This window comes from Flavihumibacter sp. ZG627 (assembly GCF_000814325.1).
Classification (GTDB): Bacteria; Bacteroidota; Bacteroidia; order Chitinophagales; family Chitinophagaceae; genus Flavihumibacter.
The window spans coordinates 659,948-679,398 of sequence record NZ_JPHF01000001.1; the positions used below are offsets into that span (position 1 = coordinate 659,948).

Consider the following 19,451-nt stretch of genomic DNA (forward strand, 5'->3'; position numbering starts at 1 on the left):
GCCTCTTAAAAGCAATCGAAAACTAAACTCATAAGTCAAATGGCAGAAGTGATATTGATGCCCCGATTGAGCGATACTATGACCGAAGGCGTTATCGCAGCCTGGCATAAGAATATTGGTGATTCCGTGAAGAAAGGTGAATTGCTGGCTGAGGTTGAAACCGATAAGGCAACTATGGACCTTGAGAGTTACAAAGATGGAACCCTGTTACATATTGGGATTCAGAAAGGCGGGAAGTTACAGGTCAATGATTTGCTGGCTATTATTGGTAATCCCGGTGAAGATATTTCGAGCCTCGTTGCTGCCAATGGCGGCGGGTCTGAATCTGCCCCTGCTGCATCTCCTGTAACCGAAAAAACAACACCTGCTCCTGCTAAGGAAGTGCCCGCCCCGACTGCCCAAGACGTTTCCTCTGCTTCAGTAGCACTAGATCTTAGTAAGATTGAGGAAGTCATTCTTATGCCAAGGCTTAGTGATACCATGACAGAGGGCGTAATTGCTGAATGGCATAAGAAAGTGGGAGATACGGTAAAGAAAGGAGAACTCCTTGCAGAAGTAGAGACAGATAAGGCAACAATGGAACTCGAGAGTTATAAGAACGGCACTATGCTCTATATCGGAGCTGAAAAGGGTGCAAAGGTTCCGGTCAATTCCTTGTTATGTGTAATAGGAGAGGAAGGAAAGGTTGATCTGGAGGCTATTAAGGCTGCAGCCAGTGGCGGACAGGTATCTGCGCCCGCTTCCAATAATGCTCCGGAAGCTTCCTCAACAGCAGCTGCGTCACCTGTGGCAAATTCTAATGAGGCAGCTCCATCAACAACTAATGGACGTGTTAAGGCCTCACCACTTGCAAAAAAACTTGCTGCAGATAAAGGCATAAGCCTGAATGAGATTCAGGGTTCAGGAGATGGTGGCAGGATTGTAAGATCTGATATAGAATCGTATAAGCCGTCCTCTCAAAAAAGTTCAGCTCCTGCTGAGGCACCGAAATCCATGCCGGCTGCGGCAGGTGGGGGAGAAGTAAGTTTTGAAGATCGACCCGTTTCACAAATGCGAAAGGTGATTGCCCGACGCCTGGCAGAAAGCAAATTTTCTGCTCCCCATTTTTATCTTACCATGTCCATTAATATGGATAAGGCTGTAGCAAGCCGGGCCCAGATAAATGAGGTTGCACCTGTAAAGATTTCATTTAATGACATGGTATTAAAGGCCGTTGCCCTGGCGCTGAAACAACATCCTGTGGTAAATAGCAGTTGGCTTGGAGATAATATACGCACCAATCATCATGTAAATGTAGGGGTGGCTGTTGCTGTTGAAGAAGGCCTTCTTGTTCCGGTTGTTCGTTTTGCAGATACAAAAGGGTTGGCGCAGATCGCCACAGAAGTGAAAGATTTTGCCACTCGTGCAAAAGGCAAAAAACTACAGCCTTCAGATTGGGAGGGAAGCACTTTTACTATAAGTAATCTTGGAATGTTTGGAATCGATGAATTCACGGCCATAATCAATCCACCGGATAGTTGCATATTAGCTATTGGTGCCATTCAGCAGGTTCCCATTGTAAAAGATGGAAATGTTGTTCCGGGTAACGTGATGAAAGTTACCCTTAGTTGTGATCACCGGGTAGTTGATGGGGCAAGTGGTTCTGCGTTTCTCCAGACAGTAAAGTCCTTACTCGAAGAACCACTTCGCATGTTGGTTTAATGGACGTGAGCCATAAAGTATATCAACCCGCTTGCAATGGCGGGTTTTTTTTATTCTTTTGGAGGAATGTATAATAAGTAAACACAGACACCGCAGTTAAAACCAGCATTGGTAATACATATTGAGAAGGCTTTTGTCGCCGAAAAGAGGAGAGCCCAAACCTCGTATTATTCTTTTTGCCTGGTGCATGGTGAAGCATGGACAGAATATCGGAACCATCGAAAAAGTATCCAATACTCGCCAATTCAAGACATTCCTGATCATTCTTATCTGCTGTTACATATATAACATTGGCGCGTATTGGTTCGAGGCGTTTATGGATATGGGAAAACATTGATGATTTGTGGTAAGAGCTTTTATTATCGAGAGCAGTAAAAAAGGGAGCTATAACCACTTCACCAGTTATCAAACCATGTTCTAATTTCATCTGGTTACTAAGTACAAAATCAAATCCCAAAGTGTTCTTTAAATGATTTGCAACAAATGAAAATTGTTCTGATACCAATCCACAGGAGTAGCCACGTTTTTTTAATTCTCGAAGTAGTTCACGGATGCCTGGTACCAGAGGCATTGAATCAACTATTTCGAGCAGGCAGGGTAAACTTTTGTCTCTAAACAGTGCTGCAGTAGCCCGAATCCTTTCTTCAGGCTCACTATATAAAAGCCGTACAGTTCCCAGTCCTTCAGATAATCCTTTTCGGGAAGCTGCCGTATCAGTAAAATTATCCCTTAAGACTACATGATCCATTTCAAACAGGACTATCTTCTCCATCTTTTCGATAGATTCAAGAACCGCAGATTCCATTTGCCTGTTAATTAAATCTATCTGGCCAATCTTTTCGAGGATATGATCCCCAAGGGCGTTTGCTTTATTTAAGATAGTGCGGCTGACCTCTTTCGACATTTTACCAAGTTGTTCAAGATTCTGCATAGCATTTTGAACTTTCCCAATATTCACCTCCACGATTCTAGCACCCATTCGATGCATATCAATTAACAAACCAATATCGACCCCGTAATCTTTCTCAAAATGCACCTGGTCGAGGTAGGATTTTTTTCCGGCGATCATCCCGCTGAGAGGCTGCTCCAGGTGACTTAGTTCGGGGAATAAAATACTCAATAGGGGCTTGGCAACTAGTTGGGTAACCCGGCCTGCCTGACGTTTGAATGTGCTTTTTACAAAATCAGCTTCATTGCGAAGTATTGGTCCGGCCAGGAGATCTACAATATCAGAGGGGTATGTGGTAATGTCGCCGTCGAGATAAACAATTACATCATGCCGTGCTGCAAGTAAGCCTTCCCGCATAGATAATCCTTTTCCCCGCCTGCTGCTGGTAACAATTCTTACAGATTCTTTCATGGCTTCCGCAATCGTATTGTCAGATGAATTATCATCCACTACAATTATTTCTATTGGTAGGGTTGTCTGCCGAATAATTCGGATCACCTTTCGGATTGTGGATCCTTCGTTCAGGACAGGAATAATTATTGAAACCATGGTATTCATTTAACTGCCAGAAAGAGCAGTCTTTAAAGATAAAACCTAATCGAAAAATCTGTGCCATCATTTTATTATATTGTATAGGAAAAATTATCATCATATGAAACCGATTGCCTTTCTATGTTTTATAACGTCAATGATGTTTATAATAGCCTGTGGATCTAATCGTAAGATTTCCAAAAGGTATACTATGGAAGATAAAACAGTTTTTGATCTGATTGAAAGGCTTACAAACAATCCGGCTGATAAAGATGCTGCGGAATTGTTGCCAGCTGCGTATGAGGCGGCAAGGATTAAAAGAAAATCTATCACGGATAACCTTGTTCAGAAGGGAGCACCGGGCGACAAGTATATTGAAATGGCAAAAGAATGGATGGTGCTAAAACAAATGTATGACAAGATAAAATCGTCACCCGGGGCAAATGCAGCTTTACCGGATCCATGGGATCCCAGTCTGATGATCCAGGGGGCCAATAAACTTGCAGCGGAAGATTATTATAATGCGGGTATGACCTTCCTTGGATACAATACCAGACAGTATGCGCAGAAAGCCTATGATAATTTCCAAAAAGCATCAAAAGCCTCACCAGGATATAAAGATGTTGACAACATGCTATTAATAGCTGCAGAAAAAGCTACTACCAGGGTTCTTGTAAATCCCGTGAACTACAATCGTTACACCTATGGTTATTTTGGATTCCAGAATGATTGGATGCAGCAGCAAATGGTTCGCGATCTAAATGCCCGTTCTTATGCAAATACAAGGTTCTTTACTGAATATGATTTACGCGCACAGCAATTGGTGCCAGACAAAATAGTGGACTTGAACTTTACAGATCTTTTCATCGATAATGTACATACAGATTCCAGGTCGTACCAGCGTTCAAAAGAGATTGTTACCGGACAAACCAAAACAAACCCTCCACGACAGCTTACACAAACCGTTTATGCAACCGTTACGGTTAGTCGGAGATATATGTCAAGTTATGCTACCCTGGAATGCCGGATTTATGATAGAGAAACCAATAATAATTCTTTGTATGATCGTTTTTCTGATCGAATAGAGTGGGTTCAGGAAAGGGCTACCTACACTGGCGACCGGCGGGCCTTAACCCCACAGGATATTGCCTTAATAAGTAATAGGTGGGATGATTATCCACCCAATAGGGAACAGCTTGCTGAAACCCTTGTTCGGAAAACTTACCAGCAGCTGCTTAGCAGGATAAGCAGCGGTGTGAACTTTTAGCGAAACCCTCCTCTATTCTGCTTCGGAACTATTGATTTTGGTTTGCCCTTATCAAAAATTTTGACCAGAATAAAACCAGCTACGAATCCCCCGATATGGGCCATATAAGCTACACCATCTCCATGACCTCCAATTGTTCCAAAGCCACTAACTACCTGCAATAATATCCATAAGCCAAGTGCCACCCAACTAGGTATGGCAATTATGATCCATCCCAATAGCGCATTTACTTTGCGCTTAGGATATAACAAAAGATATCCTCCCATAATGCCAGAAATGGCGCCTGATGCACCCAGACTGGGAATTAAGGGGTCGGCACCCGTGAATTGTATAAAAAAAACATGAGCAAGCGATGCAATAATTCCGGTCAGGAGGTAAAAAACGAGGTAGCGTAAATGTCCCATTCTGTTTTCAAGATTATCGCCGAAAACCCAGAGATATAACATATTTCCACCAATGTGTGTAAGGCTGCCATGCATGAACATTGAAGTTATCAAGGTGAGATATACTGGAATAGGTGTTATCTGCAACCCAGGCATTTCAAAGCTTTTGCCAGAAGCTACATCTCTTATTATTTTCGATTCAGTAACCCAATCGCGGTTGGTCAGTATTTCAGCAGGAACAGTTGAAAAGGCATACGTGAATCCCAGATCGGATCCAAATGCCTGCCAGTAGATAAATACAAAAATGTTAATGGCGATTAAAGCCCAGGTTATATATGGCGTAATATGGCGATCGTGGTTATCGTCGCTGATAGGTAATAGCATAATATTTAAAATTTACATCAGAAAGGAAAACCGTTGGAATTTGCCAACGGTCATATTCCCTGGTGGTATTCAATTGCTATACCAGTATATTTGATATCATCAAATTATGTAATTAGGATGATAACTTGAAAACTATTTCTATAGGTTTGATATCAGCCTTCAAAAATGAGAGAAAAAATTATCTGACGACTTTGGATCCGATCAATTACATTGGAAAATTTAAGATTTGCATCACGGGCATGAACATCGCTTATGCCATTACTGATCTTTATTTCCGGGGAAAGGATGAACATTTTATTGTAAAAATTGAAGCCAATTCCTGCTTCAATACCATAATCAGATTTTTTAAGCTTTACAAAGTTTTCTGCATTGCGTGCATTTGCTTTGGAACTGAGATCAGTTTCAAACTTTAATCCCCCCATCATATAAACCCTGAAGTTTCCTATCCTGTCTGACTTAAGTTTAAGTTGCACAGGTACGCCCAGAAGGATTGATTCAACATTCTGGTTCATTACCTCTGTTTCCTGGTTTGAAGATTCAGGATATCTGAGATGGTAGTTAATTGATTTATTGACGAAGAGAAGCTGTGGAAATACTACTCTTGCTTCGAATCTGTTACTAACACGAAATGTATGCATTCCGCCTATACCAAAACCGAAATTATTATTGGGATTTGTTACCAGAACGCTGTCGCTTTCCAGAAAGCGGGGATGCTGGCTGATTTGAAACCTGTTAGATGTTCCCATGATTACAATACCTATATGGTACCATTTATCATCATTATCGGGAAGATTTAATGAATTCCGTAGTTGTGCCGTTGATGTGTTGGCAAAAAAACAAGTACTGATCAAAAAGACCAGGAGTATGTTTATATTTCTGATGATCTTGTTCCGCAATAAATTGTACATATTCCTAAGCTCAGCGTTTTAAGATAGGTATTTGTAAAACCTGTCTCCTGTAAAATTTTCAAAAAATCATTTCCCTCGGGGAAAGCTTGCACGGAATCATTAAGATATTGGTATGCAACCCTGTTTTTTGATACCATTTTTCCAATGCCTGGAGCAACGAGGTTCATGTAGATTTTATATAATCCTTTGAATCCTTTTGATTTAGGCCTAGAAAATTCGAGTACAACCAGTTTGCCACCTGGCTTCAAAACGCGAAGCATTTCTGAAATCCCCTTATGAAGATGTTCAAAATTGCGGACGCCAAATGCCACAGTTACGGCATCAAACGTGTTGTCGGGAAAGTTTATTGTTTCACTATCTCCTTCCAACAGCTCAATCCGATCGTTTAACAGTGCTTTAGCAATTTTTTTCCTACCGAGTTCGAGCATTCCAGTAGAAATATCTATGCCAATTATTTTTTCGGGTGTTAAATATTTCATAGTCATGAGTGCAACATCTGCAGTACCAGTTGCTACATCAAGTACTTTTTTGGGTTTAAGAGTACGTAATTCACTGATTGCTTTCTTTCTCCAGTATATGTCAATCCCGCCGCTAAGAAAACGATTTAGGAAATCATACCGGAATGCGATCTGATTGAACATATCTGCCACCTGGTCTTTCTTACTCCTGTTTTTATCACCATATGGCAGGATTGTATCATGCGGAAGCGAGTTACTCATGGGGGGTAAAGATAATTCCTTTAATACTTAATAATCAAGTTCCAGTTTAAGCCTGTCCTTGAGCTCCTTTACTAATGGATAGTGAGCTGCCATTTGCGTAAACCTTTCCCTGGAGTTTGGTGGGATTTCTATTTTTATTAATAGATCCTCCCGTTGTTCTACAATTAGTTGATATGTAAGGTTGCGATTATGGAATCTGGTTTGTAAAAATTCAGAAAGTGGGATCCTTTCGCCATCAATAAATTTCTGCTGTAGATTATTTGGCACTACTACCGTAAAACTGGAGGTATCATTCAGTCGCAGCTCAGCCAGTTCAAAACTCTGCACTGCCGGATTTCTAAGAGTTTTAAGTTGTTCAATATATTCCTGCCAGGCAAGTGTTAATAATTCATCCGTAAGAGTGATGGATTTGATTGCTGTACCACCCTGATTTGTGTTACTAACCTGTTGGCGCAGTCTCGCCAGCGAGCCAAGTTTCCCGGTTGAAGGCTTTGAAACTGGCTCTTGCAGCGCAGGCCTGGATGCAAGGGTTGGGTCAGGAATTTTATGTTCGCCATCTTTTACAGCAATATTTAATGTGCTATTTTGGGTTTTTGAAATAATGTCTTCATCAATGATTAATCGGGCCCCCGAATTTGTATTCCCTTTCTCACCTACTGTAGTAACTGTTTCTGATTTTTTATTTGGTTGAACTTCCTTCCGTACAACAGGTTGCAGTAACCGAAAATTAAGTGGTTTTGATTCTGTCAATTTTTTCCGGGATCCATCGTTTACCACTTCAATGGCTTGTTTAAGGTAGCAAAGCCTTATGAGCAACATCTCAACATGTAACCTTTTATTCCTTGCACCTTTGTAATGTATTTCCGCTTCATTTAACAGGTTGAGGGCAGTTACAAGAAAACCTGCTTCGAGATTTGAGGCAATATCTATATAACGATTTCGGAATGTTTCAACAACTTCAACCAATGAGGCAACTTTTGAATCTTTACTGAGTAAAAGATTACGTATAAACTCAGCGAAACCGCTTAATACCATGTCTCCCTCAAAACCTTTTCGATTTATATCATCAAACAAAAGCATAGCGCCTGAGAGATCCTGAGCCAACATGTAGTCCATCATTCGAAAATAATATTCGGCGTCAAGGATATTCAGGTGTTCCAGGGTGTTCTTATAGGTGAGCTCCCCATTTGTGAAGCTGACGATTTTATCAAGGATGCTAAGCGAATCACGCATGCAACCCTCACTTTTCTGGGCAATTACCTGAAGTGCTGCAGGTTCTGCCTGGATGGCTTCCTTATCACAGATCTCCTGCAGGTGTTCAACTGTATCATTTATAGTGATTCTTTTGAAATCGAAAATCTGGCAGCGTGACAGAATGGTAGGTAGTATTTTATGTTTTTCTGTGGTGGCCAGAATAAAGATTGCGTAGGGAGGTGGTTCTTCCAGTGTTTTAAGAAATGCATTAAAAGCACTTGTACTCAACATATGGACCTCATCCACTATGTATACTTTGTATTTTCCGGCTTGTGGGGCAAACCTAACTTGCTCCACAAGAGAACGGATATCATCAACAGAGTTATTGCTGGCGGCATCGAGCTCATGGATATTCAAAGAACTTCCCTCATTAAATGAACTGCAGGACGAGCAGGTATTACATGCTTCCCCATCATTTGAATGATTTTCGCAATTGATGGTTTTAGCCAGTATCCGGGCGCAGGTGGTTTTACCAACACCTCTTGGTCCACAGAACAAAAAAGCATGCGCTAGTTGTTGGTTGCGGATAGCATTTTTTAATGTAGTTGTAATATGCTGCTGTCCCACAACGGTTGAAAAGTTCTGGGGACGGTATTTTCGGGCAGATACTATAAACTGATCCATAGGAGGCTAAATTAGGCAAATGTTTTGACCCTGCTTTCACTCTATGTGGGAGGAAGGCAGGAATAAATCTGATTAAAGTAAAGGATGTCGCCTGAATTCCTTATTCCTGTCAAATAGGTAACGATATGTGATGAGGATGCGACTTTTCACCGGTGTAATCGATTCGGCAACGGCAATCATTTTAGGGTTAAAATCACCGATCCACTGCATCTCATATTCTTCATAATCAAGGTCGTGCTGAATTATTTTTGCGGCTTCTACAACAATATAACTATCAACACCTTTCCCATGCCATTCCGGAACTACACCAAATGCCAGTCCGGCAAATCTTTTATTCTTAACCGTTGCGCGCAGAACCAGGAATTTGATCTTATGCAGGAAGTCGAACTTTCCATTAAGGTATCTGAACCACTGGTTAAGATCAGGAAGGTTTATGAACATGGCAATAGGCGTGTCATTATAATAGGCGAACCATATTACCTTTTCGTCCATGACTGGTTTCATCTGTCGAAAAAGCATTTTACATTGTTCCAGGCTTAACTCTTTATTGCCGCCATGTCCGGCCCAGGCCTTATTGTAAACTGTATGGAAGTCGGCGGCAAATTTATCAAGTCTTTTCTTATCAGCATGATGTGCACTTAAACCCCTGTCAGTTGTCAATGCTGCATGCCTATCAAAGAATTTTTTGGCGAGTGTTTCTTTAGGATGCATGCCATAGCAATACTGGTAGAAGAATGGTTGGAATCCATAATGCTCGAACAGGGATTGATAATAAGGAGGATTATAATTCATGCAATATAGCGGTGATTGAAACCCCTGGATAACCAGTCCCCACCATTTATCTCTTTCACCAAAATTAATAGGTCCGTCCATAGCCTCCATGCCTTTGTCTGACAGCCATTTTTTTGCTGTATCGAACAATTGATTGGCAGCATCCTGGTTATTGATACATTCAAAGAACCCGCAGCCTCCCACTGGAACATCATCCCCCCTTGTTTTATATTTCCTATTTACAAATGCTGCGATACGTCCAATGGCTTCTCCCGAATTGTTGAAAAGTACCCACCTGATCACTTCTCCAAACCTGAATGCCTTATTTCTGGAAGGGTCAAATACGGCTTCAATATCCTTATCAAGGGGTCTGATATAATTAGGATTGCCTTTATATAATAGAGCAGGCATCTCAAGGAAAAGACGACGAAGTTGGGGTGAATCTACGGGCTTGATCTGCATATTCTGGATCATACTGCCGCAAAAATAGTGTATCAATTCTATGATCGATAGCGATCTTTCTTTTCTGGCCCCAGAAAAGGAAGATTAAAACGTAATGGCCTGGCCTTCTTTCGTTTCACTACAGGAGAAATAGTTTGATATTCCCAATAATATATTTTGAGGAGAATGATGAAATAAGATATTAGCAAAGGACCAAATATAAGTCCTGGTATCTGGAAATATTTAAGTCCCATTATTACTCCGAGTACAGTTACAATGGGATGAGTATCAGCCATTTTCTTTGCCAGAAGAAACCTTACAACATTATCTGCACTTCCCAGAATGATTGCGCCCCAACCTATGATGAATATGCCTTCCCATGCATGGCTTGTGGCCAACTGGTAAATGGCTGCAGGCACCCAAACAAGTGCAGTACCGACAATAGGAATAATAGAGGCAAAACCTGTTACCACTGCCCAGAAACCTGCTTCCGGCAGGCCGGTAATTTTGTAAGCTGCAAATCCACAGAGTCCCTGAACTACAGCTATAAGTGGAACGCCCACGGCATTAGAGAAAGTTTGCGCCACCAATTCTCTTCCAAACAATTCGATCTTGCTGCGTGGAAATGGAAGGTAAAAAACTACTGCTGCTTCCATGCGGTTTACATTCATCAGCATGAAGTAGAGGAAGAAATACATCATCGATATGGTGGTGAAAAAATTGAGGCTATTATTTAGCACCTCACTCATCAGATTGGTGGATGTGGTTTGAATCTTAGCCATGTTGGTATTTGAAAGCAAGCGAATACCAAACCTGGAGCTTAACTGCTGGTCAAAACTTTTAAGTGTGTTTAATATTATATCCGGATTATTTACAAAAACAGATATTTTATTATACACCATGGAGGCAAACAACGTAAGCGGGGCTAATATGATAATCACACTGATCGTAATAATCAGAACGGCGGCCCATGTTTTGCTCCAGCCTTTCCTTTTAACAAGATATTCGAGGGCGGGCTTGCTGAGTACATATAACATCACGGAGGCCAGAAAAGCAGTGAAAAACTCAATCATGCTATAAAGCAGGAAAAAAGCAAAAATCAGTATGATTCCGAGAAAAAAGTATTTGTTGATCTTATGATCAGATTTGATTTCCATGGTATAGGTGCCTGTTTTCCGTTAGTTAGCTGTAATTTTAGGAACAAGTTAACCCGTAAAATATTATGCCATGAATGATCAGTCAAAATTTATAGCCGGTTTATTGCTTGGAGCTGCCGCGGGTGCGGCATTAGGCTATTTCCTCACAACGGATAAAGGTAAGGAGATCGTGGATGAAATTAAATCTGCTGCTGCTAATGCAGGTGAGGATGTTAAGGAAAAAGTTAAGCAATTTGAGTCGGAGATTGAGTCGGCAGTGGAAAAAGGAAAGAAATGGGCTAATGATTTTGGAAAGGAAACAGATACCTCTACTACAACCTGATACTTTTTTATGGAAAAGGAAACCGGATACTTTGAAAAGACCGAACAACTTGTTCAGGATTATCTGCAAAACAGGTTATTATTGTTAAAGTTACAAGGAACTGAGAAGGCTTCCAGGTTAGCTTCCGCCATGGTGATATTCCTGGTTGTTTTAATGCTATGCTTCTTAATACTCATATTTATCAGTATTATGGGGGGCTATTATTTTGCTGATCTAACCGGAAGTTTGTTTTATGGTTTTGGAATCGTGACGGGCATTTATGTGATATTGTTAGTTATAGTCATTGCTATTCGTAAGAAATTTCTGGACCCTTTCATTGCTAATACTGTGGTGAAAATTCTATTCGATAAACATTCCAACCATGAACAAGTTGATACAGAACACACAGCGTAATCTTGGAGGTATAAATAATCTTCAGGATCTAAGAGCTGCTGAGAAGGTGCTCCGCGACAGAATCAAAGTTCAGGAATATGAAATAAGGCAAAACCTGAAGTCACTTCCTTCAGAGGCAGTGAAGGCTGGGGCAGGGGCTGTTATGCCCTCGTTACTCACTGGAAAAACCGCCGCACTTGCATTAAGCGCTGGTGCAGCTATTGCCGGTGGCTTTCTGGCGCGAAAGAAAACATCTAAACTTGCCAGTGTGGCTGCAGCAGCTACAGGAGTTGCAGGGGGATGGAAGGTTGCAGGTGTTACTGCCCTCGCCCAGCTGGCTTTTAAATTACTATCCAATAGAAAGAACAAGAAACTGACTGAAAGAAAATCTTAATCAAACATTTTTTTGATCATTTTCTTATCATGCCCATATATGTCATCCCGAAAATTCAACCTTCCATCAGCATCAACCCAGGCTGTGAAATAACCAATGAAAACAGGTACGCTCTGTTTCAGGGTTACATATTTTTCTTTTCCTGAATGCATAGCCGAGAATATTCGTTCCGTAGTCCATATACTGTCAGCTCTCAGCAACCATTCGGCCAAGCGAACAGGTTCGGAAATCCTAATGCAACCATGACTAAATGCCCTTTTGGTTTGTTTAAAAAGGGTTTTAGACGGTGTGTCATGTAAATAGATGTTATAGTTATTGGGAAATAAGAATTTGACGAGACCCAGAGGATTTTTTTCTCCGGGCCTTTGCCGGATACCACCATTATACCATTCCATATCGTTTCGTTCGAGATAGGAGGGATTTCTCCGGATTGCAGGCAATACTTCGTTTTTCAGGATTCCCGGGGGAATATTCCAGTAAGGACTAAATACAACATATTTAAGGTTTCCGGTAAAAATTACTGTATTGTTACTAGTGGTACCCACCACTACTTCCATGTCAAATATCTTTTTTCCTGCTTCATAAACATGCGCTTTAAATTCGGGGATATTCACCAGAATATAATCACCCCTAGGTTGTTCCGGAACCCAACGCATTCGTTCCATATTTACCAGAATCTGTCTGATTCGGTCGTTAATTGGTTTGTTAAGTTCTCTCAGCGTACTTGCACCTAAAATTCCGTCAGCTGCTAATCCATAACGGCTTTGAAATCTTTTTACTGCCAGAAGGAGAGTATCGTCAAATAAGGTAATGGTGTCAGAATAATACAGGTCTCCAGTAAGAAGTAAGCGTCTGCGAATTTTATTGATAATCAATCCACTATCACCAATCTTGATTTTTTTTTGGGTGATTTGAATGGGGTTCCAGGCACTGTCTCTCTCTATATCATAGTATCTTTTCAATTGATTCCTGAGCAATTGATATTGCTGATTAACTGGTTCATAACGACTAATTTCCTTTCCTTTTTCTTTTACCAGGGTATCAAGCATAGAGAGGAGGTTCGCTTTTTTGCGGGGGATAAACCACTCAAGATCGGTCGCGCTCAGACTACGTCGCCCGCTGTAAGCTCGGTTGGCGTAACGGAAAAACTGAAAAGTGAGTCCCCATTCTACGCCTAATCGGGTAGAATCAGGCAATGAGTTAACGCCATTGCTACTAATTGAATCCATCCAACGGTTCAGGTAAACATTATAAATAGCACTGTCACCGCTATAGTCTATATAATTTGATTGAAGGCTCCAGAAATTCTGAGCTTGTTCAGCAAGTCCAGAACTGTCAAACCAGGCATACTGGAAGTTTCTTTGAATATAGAAATTTCGAAAAAGTTGTTTGGCTGTATCAGGAACTGCGCGCTGTTTCAGGTAGTTTTCCATTCTCAGGCTATCAAAAAAGAGACCTGAAAAAGCATTTTTTATGGTAATTGCTGTATCCCTGGAGGTTTTTTCAGGTTGCTGGGAATTGCCATTCCTACATCCGGAAATAAATAAAAAATGGACATATATAAAAGCTAATACAGATAATATCCGCTTCATTATCAATAGTTCTCATTCAAAAATAACCAATTGATGGGGAGAAGGTTTTTCTTTCGCCCAATTTCCTTTCTGATTTGATGGATTTTACCTGCCATACCTTACCTTTGCGGCAAAATTCGAAAACCTCACCTAAAAAGGTCTTCATATATGTCAACTAAAGGAAAGATCAAACAAATCATCGGAGCCGTACTGGACGTGCAGTTCGATGGTAAATTGCCCGAAATTCTGAATGCACTGGAAATTAAGCGTCCGAATGCAGAACCGCTGGTTCTGGAAGTCCAGCAGCATCTTGGAGAGGATAGCGTTCGCTGTATTGCCATGGATGGTACAGAAGGATTGGTACGTGGCATGGAAGTAGTTGACACCGGTAAACCGATCGCTATGCCAATCGGTGAAGGTATCTATGGGCGTCTCTTCAATGTAACCGGAGATCCCATTGATGGGTTACCCCCGATTGATAAAAGTAATGGACGGCCCATCCACAATAAGCCACCCTTGTTTGAAAATCTCAGTACGTCTACTGAAATACTTTTTACCGGCATCAAGGTAATTGACCTTATTGAGCCATATGCCAAGGGCGGTAAAATTGGTTTATTTGGAGGTGCGGGTGTAGGTAAGACGGTGTTGATCCAGGAGCTGATCAACAACATAGCAAAAGGTCATGGAGGTCTCTCTGTTTTCGCTGGTGTAGGTGAGCGTACCCGGGAAGGAAATGACCTGATGCGCGAAATGATTGAGGCCGGTATTATGAAATATGGTGATGCATTTAAGCATAGCATGGAAGAGGGTGGATGGGATCTTGAGAAAGTAAATATGGATGATCTAAAGGATTCCAAAGCAACTTTTGTATTCGGTCAAATGAATGAGCCTCCAGGAGCACGTGCACGCGTTGCGCTGAGTGGATTAACCATAGCTGAGTATTTCCGTGATGGAGATGGTACAGGAAAAGGAAAGGATATCTTATTCTTCGTAGATAATATCTTCCGTTTTACCCAGGCGGGTTCTGAAGTATCGGCACTTTTAGGTCGTATGCCTTCAGCTGTGGGGTACCAACCAACGCTTGCAACGGAAATGGGTCTAATGCAGGAAAGGATTACATCAACAAAAAATGGTTCTATTACTTCGGTACAGGCTGTTTATGTGCCTGCTGATGATCTTACCGATCCCGCCCCGGCAACTACTTTTGCTCACCTGGATGCAACAACGGTATTGAGTCGTAAGATTGCAGATCTTGGTATCTATCCCGCTGTTGATCCGTTGGATTCAACTTCCCGAATTCTTACCCCACTGGTGGTTGGTGAATCACATTATGATACAGCCAACAGGGTTAAATTGATACTTCAGCGCTATAAGGAATTACAGGATATCATTGCTATCCTTGGTATGGATGAACTTAGTGATGAAGATAAAATGACAGTGCAGCGCGCCCGGAAAGTTCAAAGGTTTTTGAGTCAGCCCTTCTTTGTTGCTGAACAATTTACGGGACTTAAAGGTGTATTTGTAAGTATTGAGGATACAATCCGGGGATTCAATATGATAATGGACGGTGAAGTTGATGAATATCCGGAAGCAGCATTTAACCTTGTAGGAACCATTGAAGATGCTATTGAGAAAGGAAAGAAACTGATGGCACAGGCACAAGGATAATATTATTTGAAGGCCACTCAAATAGAAAACGACAAATTGATTTATGAATCTTGAAATATTAACACCTGAGCGTAAGCTATATTCCGGGGATGTATACGGGGTACAATTGCCAGGTGTGGATGGTTTATTTGAAGTGCTGGAAAAGCATGCGCCAATGGTGAGTGCGCTGAAACCTGGTAAGCTGAAAGTGCTGAAGGATAAAGGCCAATCAGATATTGCTGTATTTTTAATCCAGGGTGGCTTTGTGGAAGTATTCCATAATAAGGTTACAGTATTGGTTGAAGGTGCAGTGCCAAGCTAGTAGTCCCCTATAAAATAACTGATCCTCCTATCCACAGGAAGCTATTCCAGGATCTTTAGAAATTACCAGACCCGCTGTCCAAACGCAGCGGGTTTTTAATTACTTGAAGGTTGATACCGTGATTTGACAATTTAAAAACCGTGAAAAAACGGTTTTTTTCATTTGTAAATGTTCTTAAAATTGTATCACGAACAAGGGTCAACTGAAAGGCAGAGGAATTGAATCAGAAGAGGTAAAAGCCAGTGTTGATCTGAAGTTGGTAGGGTATAGTAAGAGGAACAAAAAACCGGGCTCCATTGGATGTCCTGGTTTTTTGTTTTTAGTTAATTCAGTTGGGGATCAAGCGGATAATTGATTAATTGTTCATAATCTCCTCCCAGATCAATAAGGGCATCTTTCCATATCTCATTCATGTCTTTATGGAAGATCAACTTTCTGGTGCCCTTTGAAGTAATCCATGATTTTTCTTTAAGCTCTCCCTGTAATTGACCCTCAGACCATCCGGAATATCCTATAAAAAAACGGATGCTCGAAGATTCTATATCACCAGTTTTAAGAAGTGAGATCGCAGTTTCAAAATCACCTCCCCAATATGTTCCATCCGTTACCTCAAAACCACCTGGGATTTTATCGGGGTACTGGTGGAGAAAATGTATGGTATCAGGTTGAACAGGACCGCCATAATATACTGTTAGCGGCATGCCGTCTGCACTTGCCATGAGTTGATCAAGCGTGTAAGAATAGGTCCGGTTGAGTACAAACCCAAAACTGCCTTCATCCTGGTGTTCACAAAGAAGAATTACCGTCCTCTTAAAATTCGGGTCTTTTAAGAATGGATCAGCAATTAGCAGCACCCCCGGCGCTGGTAAAATTTGTGTCATGGCATTAATTTATAGAATATTGTGGAATAAGACAAGAAATGTTTACTCTTACAATCAGGTACCCTGATCAAAGAGTAAGTTGCTTAAATGCTTATAAACTCCTGTTAATTCAGAAGTTTAGAGGCAGCAGGCAATACATTAAATATTTACCAAAGCTATTTTTGCTGTAATGAAGCGGATCTTTCCCCTTATCATCTTATTGGTTACCCTTTCTTTGGTAGGTATCATAGTGATACAGCTATCCTGGTTTCGTTCTATGCTTGTCATAAAGGAAGACCAGCTTTCCGAAAGAGTTGTAAAGGCCATGTATGCAACTGGCCAGGAATTAATGGAACAAAAAGGCACATTGCCTTCCTTAAAGAACCGGAGGATGCGACCAAATATAACATGGCCATCCGATCAACTTATGATGGAGTTGATGAAGCCATCAACCATATCGGAGAAATTTACAACTTTTGAGGTGGAGGAGAAGTTGCGTAAAAATTTTGACGCTTTCGGGCTCCAGGACACACAGTTTGAATTCGTAATTACCTCCGATGCCGGATTTCTAACATATGATGAACTTCGCTCCCGAAATTTTGATGCCGTGGTGGATGACACTGTTAGAAACTTAAGATTTATAAATCCATTACAAATACCCGGGGGTAGTAATTTGGAGGGATTAGTGCCTGAGGAAGTAATGATGGTAGTGGTGCCCAATGTGAAGCATATTGTTTTCCGGGAATTAAGGTGGATGTTGGCGGGAGCCATTCTTTTCACCCTCATATTGCTTGCCGCCTTTTATGTTACTGTTAGTGCTCTCCTCCGTCAGAAAAAACTCAGTGAAATCAAAAATGATTTCATCAATAATATGACTCATGAGTTTAAAACACCATTAGCTACCATTTCATTAGCCGTTGATGCTTTGAGAACAGAAAAAGTGTCGAACGATAAGGATAAAATGCAATATTTCACCGGAATTATTAAAGAAGAAAACAAGAGAATGAATAAGCAGGTGGAAACCATTCTCCAGGCTGCATTAATGGATAGACAGGAAATTCAATTAAGCCGAAGGCCGGTGAAGGTTCATTCTATCATAGAACAAGTTTTGGAGAATTTCGATTTACAAATGCAAAGCCGGAATGGGCAGGTAGATGTACAATTAAATGCAAAAAAGGACGAGATCATAGCTGACGAAGTTCATTTTACCAACCTTATCAATAATCTGGTTGATAATGCTGTTAAATACTCAAAGGATAATCTATTACTTAAAATCCAGACCAGTAGCAATAACAAGGGAGTGCAGATTCGAATTGAAGATAACGGTATTGGCATGTCTAAGGAGAGTCTCAAGAGGATCTTCGAAAAGTTTTACCGGGTACATACCGGTAATTTGCATAATGTTAAAGGATTCGGCCTGGGATTGAGTTACGTAAAAAATATTGTAGATGCACATAATGGAAAAATAAAGGTGGAAAGCACCCTTGGGAAAGGAACTACATTCATTATCGATATGCCATTTTCATAATTAGTTACCCCAAAGAAGAGAACCATCCCCGTAGCTAAGAAATCTATATCTATTTTCAAGTGCATAATCATAAACCTTTCTCCAATCTTCACCTATAAGTGCTGCCACCAAGAGTAAGAGCGTTGATTGAGGCTGGTGGAAATTAGTGATAAGTGCGTTCACCATTTTTACTTTATACCCAGGTGCAATAAATATCTGTGTTTTACAAATTATACGGGTTAGGTTATTACGATCCATCCAGCGTAAAAGATGAAGAATTGCTTCAGTTGGAGGAATGTGATTTTCCAGTTGTTGTATATAGGGATCCCATTGTTTTACAGATATATCTTCCAGGTGTGCCTCAGGGCAAACAGCAACTTTAACACCCATCCAATATAAGCTCTCCAGTGTTCTCATAGATGTTGTACCGGCTGCAATAATATTCCCATCAAACCGAAGTAGCTCTTCAAGGATTTGCCTTTGAACATCAATAAATTCCGCATGCATTTCATGGTCGCCGATTATTTCCGACTTCACAGGTTTGAAAGTACCCGCCCCAACATGTAAAGTAACAAAGGTTGAAGTGATTCCCTTTTCTCTGAGACTTTCAAAAACATGATCCGTAAAATGTAATCCAGCAGTGGGTGCAGCAACAGAACCTTCCTTATTCGCAAAGATAGTCTGGTAACGTGTTGTATCAGAATCTTCACTTTTTCGGTGCAAATAAGGGGGGATAGGCATCTTCCCTGCTATATTCAGGATTTCGGCGAAAGTTATTTCGACCGGGCTCCAGCAGAAATGGATGGTAAAACTGTTATTATTCCTGGAATGAATAGATGCGGATAATAGCACAGGAATTCCATCATGTTCCAATTTCATTTCCAGAGTCATTCCCTGTTTCCACTTGCTGGCACCTCCAACCAAACAATTCCAGTACACCTCACCAGAAACTGCCATGGCGGAGCTGATATCAGTATAACGTTGATCAGGTTCAAGGCAGAATATCTCAATATCGCGACCATTATTTTTCTTAAAGACAAGTCTTGCTCTTACCACCCGGGTATCGTTAAACACCAACAGGCTTCCTGCGGGAATTTCGTCGGCTAAATCGCGATATACTGATTCAGTTATTTCACCCTTACGATAAACAAGAAGACGTGAAGCATCTCGCTCTTCCAAAGGAAATTTCGCGATACGGTCATCTATTAGTTCATAACTGAAGTCGGCAATTTGAAGTGTATATGGGTTTTTGATATTCTTCATGAGTTGCAAAGTTGCATCAAATAATGATTAAAAAGAGGAGGAACAGTTTAGTAAGACCTCTACCATACAAGGGTTTCAAAGCCTATCCACAGGTTATGAACATC

Annotated in this window: 18 protein-coding genes; 8 read left to right on the top strand and 10 right to left on the bottom strand. The window is 41.0% G+C overall.

Going from position 1 to position 19,451, the window contains the following annotated elements:
• The first annotated feature begins 39 nt into the window (after positions 1–39).
• Positions 40–1,701, top strand: coding sequence for a pyruvate dehydrogenase complex dihydrolipoamide acetyltransferase (locus HY58_RS02880; protein WP_039127298.1), 1,662 nt, complete (start codon positions 40–42; stop codon positions 1,699–1,701).
• A gap of 22 nt (positions 1,702–1,723) precedes the next feature.
• Here HY58_RS02880 and HY58_RS02885 read toward each other — a convergent pair whose 3' ends face one another.
• A complete protein-coding gene (locus HY58_RS02885; RefSeq protein ID WP_172644588.1) occupies positions 1,724–3,199 on the bottom strand; it encodes a glycosyltransferase in 1,476 nt (491 codons plus the stop codon).
• Between the two features lie 193 nt (positions 3,200–3,392).
• Here HY58_RS02885 and HY58_RS02890 point away from each other — a divergent pair, with 193 nt between their 5' ends.
• Positions 3,393–4,448 carry a hypothetical protein gene (locus HY58_RS02890; RefSeq protein ID WP_156123546.1) on the top strand — a complete coding sequence of 352 codons (1,056 nt, stop codon included), beginning with the start codon at positions 3,393–3,395 and terminating at the stop codon, positions 4,446–4,448.
• On the opposite strand, the gene HY58_RS02895 is transcribed toward HY58_RS02890, so the two are convergent.
• The 6 genes from HY58_RS02895 to HY58_RS02920 all read right to left on the bottom strand — a co-directional run bounded on the left by HY58_RS02895 (position 4,445) and on the right by HY58_RS02920 (position 11,089).
• Complete coding sequence (locus tag HY58_RS02895; protein WP_039127305.1) at positions 4,445–5,215, bottom strand: rhomboid family intramembrane serine protease; 771 nt, start codon at positions 5,213–5,215, stop codon at positions 4,445–4,447. The two genes, HY58_RS02890 and HY58_RS02895, sit on opposite strands and share 4 nt — an antisense overlap.
• Positions 5,216–5,367: 152 nt before the next feature.
• Entirely contained in the window at positions 5,368–6,123 is a 756-nt protein-coding gene (locus tag HY58_RS02900) for an outer membrane beta-barrel protein (protein ID WP_039127308.1), read from the bottom strand.
• The gene (ubiE, locus tag HY58_RS02905; RefSeq protein ID WP_039127310.1) at positions 6,084–6,842 is read right to left on the bottom strand and encodes a bifunctional demethylmenaquinone methyltransferase/2-methoxy-6-polyprenyl-1,4-benzoquinol methylase UbiE; all 759 of its coding nucleotides are present in this window, start codon (positions 6,840–6,842) and stop codon (positions 6,084–6,086) included. Before ubiE ends, HY58_RS02900 begins: the two co-directional genes overlap by 40 nt.
• 27 nt (positions 6,843–6,869) lie before the next feature.
• Positions 6,870–8,720 carry a DNA polymerase III subunit gamma/tau gene (locus HY58_RS02910; protein ID WP_039127312.1) on the bottom strand — a complete coding sequence of 617 codons (1,851 nt, stop codon included), beginning with the start codon at positions 8,718–8,720 and terminating at the stop codon, positions 6,870–6,872.
• Between the two features lie 72 nt (positions 8,721–8,792).
• Positions 8,793–9,965 (bottom strand): hypothetical protein, encoded by a 1,173-nt coding sequence (locus tag HY58_RS02915; protein ID WP_253271490.1) that lies wholly within the window; start codon positions 9,963–9,965, stop codon positions 8,793–8,795.
• Between the two features lie 26 nt (positions 9,966–9,991).
• On the bottom strand, positions 9,992–11,089 hold the full coding sequence (locus tag HY58_RS02920) for an AI-2E family transporter (RefSeq protein WP_039127314.1): 1,098 nt from the start codon (positions 11,087–11,089) through the stop codon (positions 9,992–9,994).
• A gap of 70 nt (positions 11,090–11,159) precedes the next feature.
• On the opposite strand from HY58_RS02920, the gene HY58_RS02925 reads away from it, so the two are divergent.
• From HY58_RS02925 to HY58_RS02935, 3 genes are read left to right on the top strand one after another with little or no spacing between them, the layout of a single operon-like run.
• On the top strand, positions 11,160–11,411 hold the full coding sequence (locus HY58_RS02925; RefSeq protein WP_039127315.1) for a YtxH domain-containing protein: 252 nt from the start codon (positions 11,160–11,162) through the stop codon (positions 11,409–11,411).
• A 9-nt stretch (positions 11,412–11,420) separates the two neighbouring features.
• Positions 11,421–11,804 (top strand): phage holin family protein, encoded by a 384-nt coding sequence (locus HY58_RS02930; protein ID WP_039127317.1) that lies wholly within the window; start codon positions 11,421–11,423, stop codon positions 11,802–11,804.
• Positions 11,773–12,177 (top strand): hypothetical protein, encoded by a 405-nt coding sequence (locus HY58_RS02935; protein WP_039127319.1) that lies wholly within the window; start codon positions 11,773–11,775, stop codon positions 12,175–12,177. The genes HY58_RS02930 and HY58_RS02935 overlap by 32 nt, the downstream gene beginning before the upstream one ends.
• Here the strand turns inward: HY58_RS02935 and HY58_RS02940 are convergent.
• Complete coding sequence (locus HY58_RS02940) at positions 12,174–13,769, bottom strand: murein L,D-transpeptidase (protein ID WP_039127322.1); 1,596 nt, start codon at positions 13,767–13,769, stop codon at positions 12,174–12,176. The genes HY58_RS02935 and HY58_RS02940 overlap by 4 nt on opposite strands.
• Positions 13,770–13,916: 147 nt before the next feature.
• Between HY58_RS02940 and atpD the strand changes: the two genes are divergently transcribed.
• Together atpD and atpC are read left to right on the top strand one after the other, a co-directional pair.
• Positions 13,917–15,416, top strand: a complete 1,500-nt coding sequence (atpD, locus tag HY58_RS02945; RefSeq protein ID WP_039127325.1) for a F0F1 ATP synthase subunit beta — start codon at positions 13,917–13,919, stop codon at positions 15,414–15,416.
• A gap of 43 nt (positions 15,417–15,459) precedes the next feature.
• Positions 15,460–15,717 (top strand): ATP synthase F1 subunit epsilon, encoded by a 258-nt coding sequence (gene atpC, locus HY58_RS02950; protein WP_039127329.1) that lies wholly within the window; start codon positions 15,460–15,462, stop codon positions 15,715–15,717.
• Positions 15,718–16,040: 323 nt separating this feature from the next.
• Here the strand turns inward: atpC and HY58_RS02955 are convergent, their stop codons facing one another.
• Positions 16,041–16,598: a YqgE/AlgH family protein gene (locus HY58_RS02955; protein ID WP_039127332.1), complete on the bottom strand. Its 558-nt coding sequence runs from the start codon at positions 16,596–16,598 to the stop codon at positions 16,041–16,043.
• 169 nt (positions 16,599–16,767) lie between these two features.
• On the opposite strand from HY58_RS02955, the gene HY58_RS02960 reads away from it, so the two are divergent.
• A complete protein-coding gene (locus tag HY58_RS02960; RefSeq protein ID WP_039127335.1) occupies positions 16,768–18,105 on the top strand; it encodes a sensor histidine kinase KdpD in 1,338 nt (445 codons plus the stop codon).
• On the opposite strand, the gene HY58_RS02965 is transcribed toward HY58_RS02960, so the two are convergent.
• Positions 18,106–19,347, bottom strand: a complete 1,242-nt coding sequence (locus tag HY58_RS02965; RefSeq protein WP_039127339.1) for an S-adenosylmethionine:tRNA ribosyltransferase-isomerase — start codon at positions 19,345–19,347, stop codon at positions 18,106–18,108.
• Positions 19,348–19,451 lie beyond the last annotated feature (104 nt).

What these genes read in the sequence shown, in the direction of transcription:
- HY58_RS02880 (WP_039127298.1), top strand. Translation starts at nt 40, where the DNA reads ATGGCAGAAGTGATATTGATGCCCCGATTGAGCGATACTATGACCGAA.
- HY58_RS02885 (WP_172644588.1), bottom strand. Translation starts at nt 3,199, where the DNA reads ATGGTTTCAATAATTATTCCTGTCCTGAACGAAGGATCCACAATCCGA.
- HY58_RS02890 (WP_156123546.1), top strand. Translation starts at nt 3,393, where the DNA reads ATGGAAGATAAAACAGTTTTTGATCTGATTGAAAGGCTTACAAACAAT.
- HY58_RS02895 (WP_039127305.1), bottom strand. Translation starts at nt 5,215, where the DNA reads ATGCTATTACCTATCAGCGACGATAACCACGATCGCCATATTACGCCA.
- HY58_RS02900 (WP_039127308.1), bottom strand. Translation starts at nt 6,123, where the DNA reads ATGTACAATTTATTGCGGAACAAGATCATCAGAAATATAAACATACTC.
- ubiE (WP_039127310.1), bottom strand. Translation starts at nt 6,842, where the DNA reads ATGAGTAACTCGCTTCCGCATGATACAATCCTGCCATATGGTGATAAA.
- HY58_RS02910 (WP_039127312.1), bottom strand. Translation starts at nt 8,720, where the DNA reads ATGGATCAGTTTATAGTATCTGCCCGAAAATACCGTCCCCAGAACTTT.
- HY58_RS02915 (WP_253271490.1), bottom strand. Translation starts at nt 9,965, where the DNA reads ATGATCCAGAATATGCAGATCAAGCCCGTAGATTCACCCCAACTTCGT.
- HY58_RS02920 (WP_039127314.1), bottom strand. Translation starts at nt 11,089, where the DNA reads ATGGAAATCAAATCTGATCATAAGATCAACAAATACTTTTTTCTCGGA.
- HY58_RS02925 (WP_039127315.1), top strand. Translation starts at nt 11,160, where the DNA reads ATGAATGATCAGTCAAAATTTATAGCCGGTTTATTGCTTGGAGCTGCC.
- HY58_RS02930 (WP_039127317.1), top strand. Translation starts at nt 11,421, where the DNA reads ATGGAAAAGGAAACCGGATACTTTGAAAAGACCGAACAACTTGTTCAG.
- HY58_RS02935 (WP_039127319.1), top strand. Translation starts at nt 11,773, where the DNA reads ATGAACAAGTTGATACAGAACACACAGCGTAATCTTGGAGGTATAAAT.
- HY58_RS02940 (WP_039127322.1), bottom strand. Translation starts at nt 13,769, where the DNA reads ATGAAGCGGATATTATCTGTATTAGCTTTTATATATGTCCATTTTTTA.
- atpD (WP_039127325.1), top strand. Translation starts at nt 13,917, where the DNA reads ATGTCAACTAAAGGAAAGATCAAACAAATCATCGGAGCCGTACTGGAC.
- atpC (WP_039127329.1), top strand. Translation starts at nt 15,460, where the DNA reads ATGAATCTTGAAATATTAACACCTGAGCGTAAGCTATATTCCGGGGAT.
- HY58_RS02955 (WP_039127332.1), bottom strand. Translation starts at nt 16,598, where the DNA reads ATGACACAAATTTTACCAGCGCCGGGGGTGCTGCTAATTGCTGATCCA.
- HY58_RS02960 (WP_039127335.1), top strand. Translation starts at nt 16,768, where the DNA reads ATGAAGCGGATCTTTCCCCTTATCATCTTATTGGTTACCCTTTCTTTG.
- HY58_RS02965 (WP_039127339.1), bottom strand. Translation starts at nt 19,347, where the DNA reads ATGAAGAATATCAAAAACCCATATACACTTCAAATTGCCGACTTCAGT.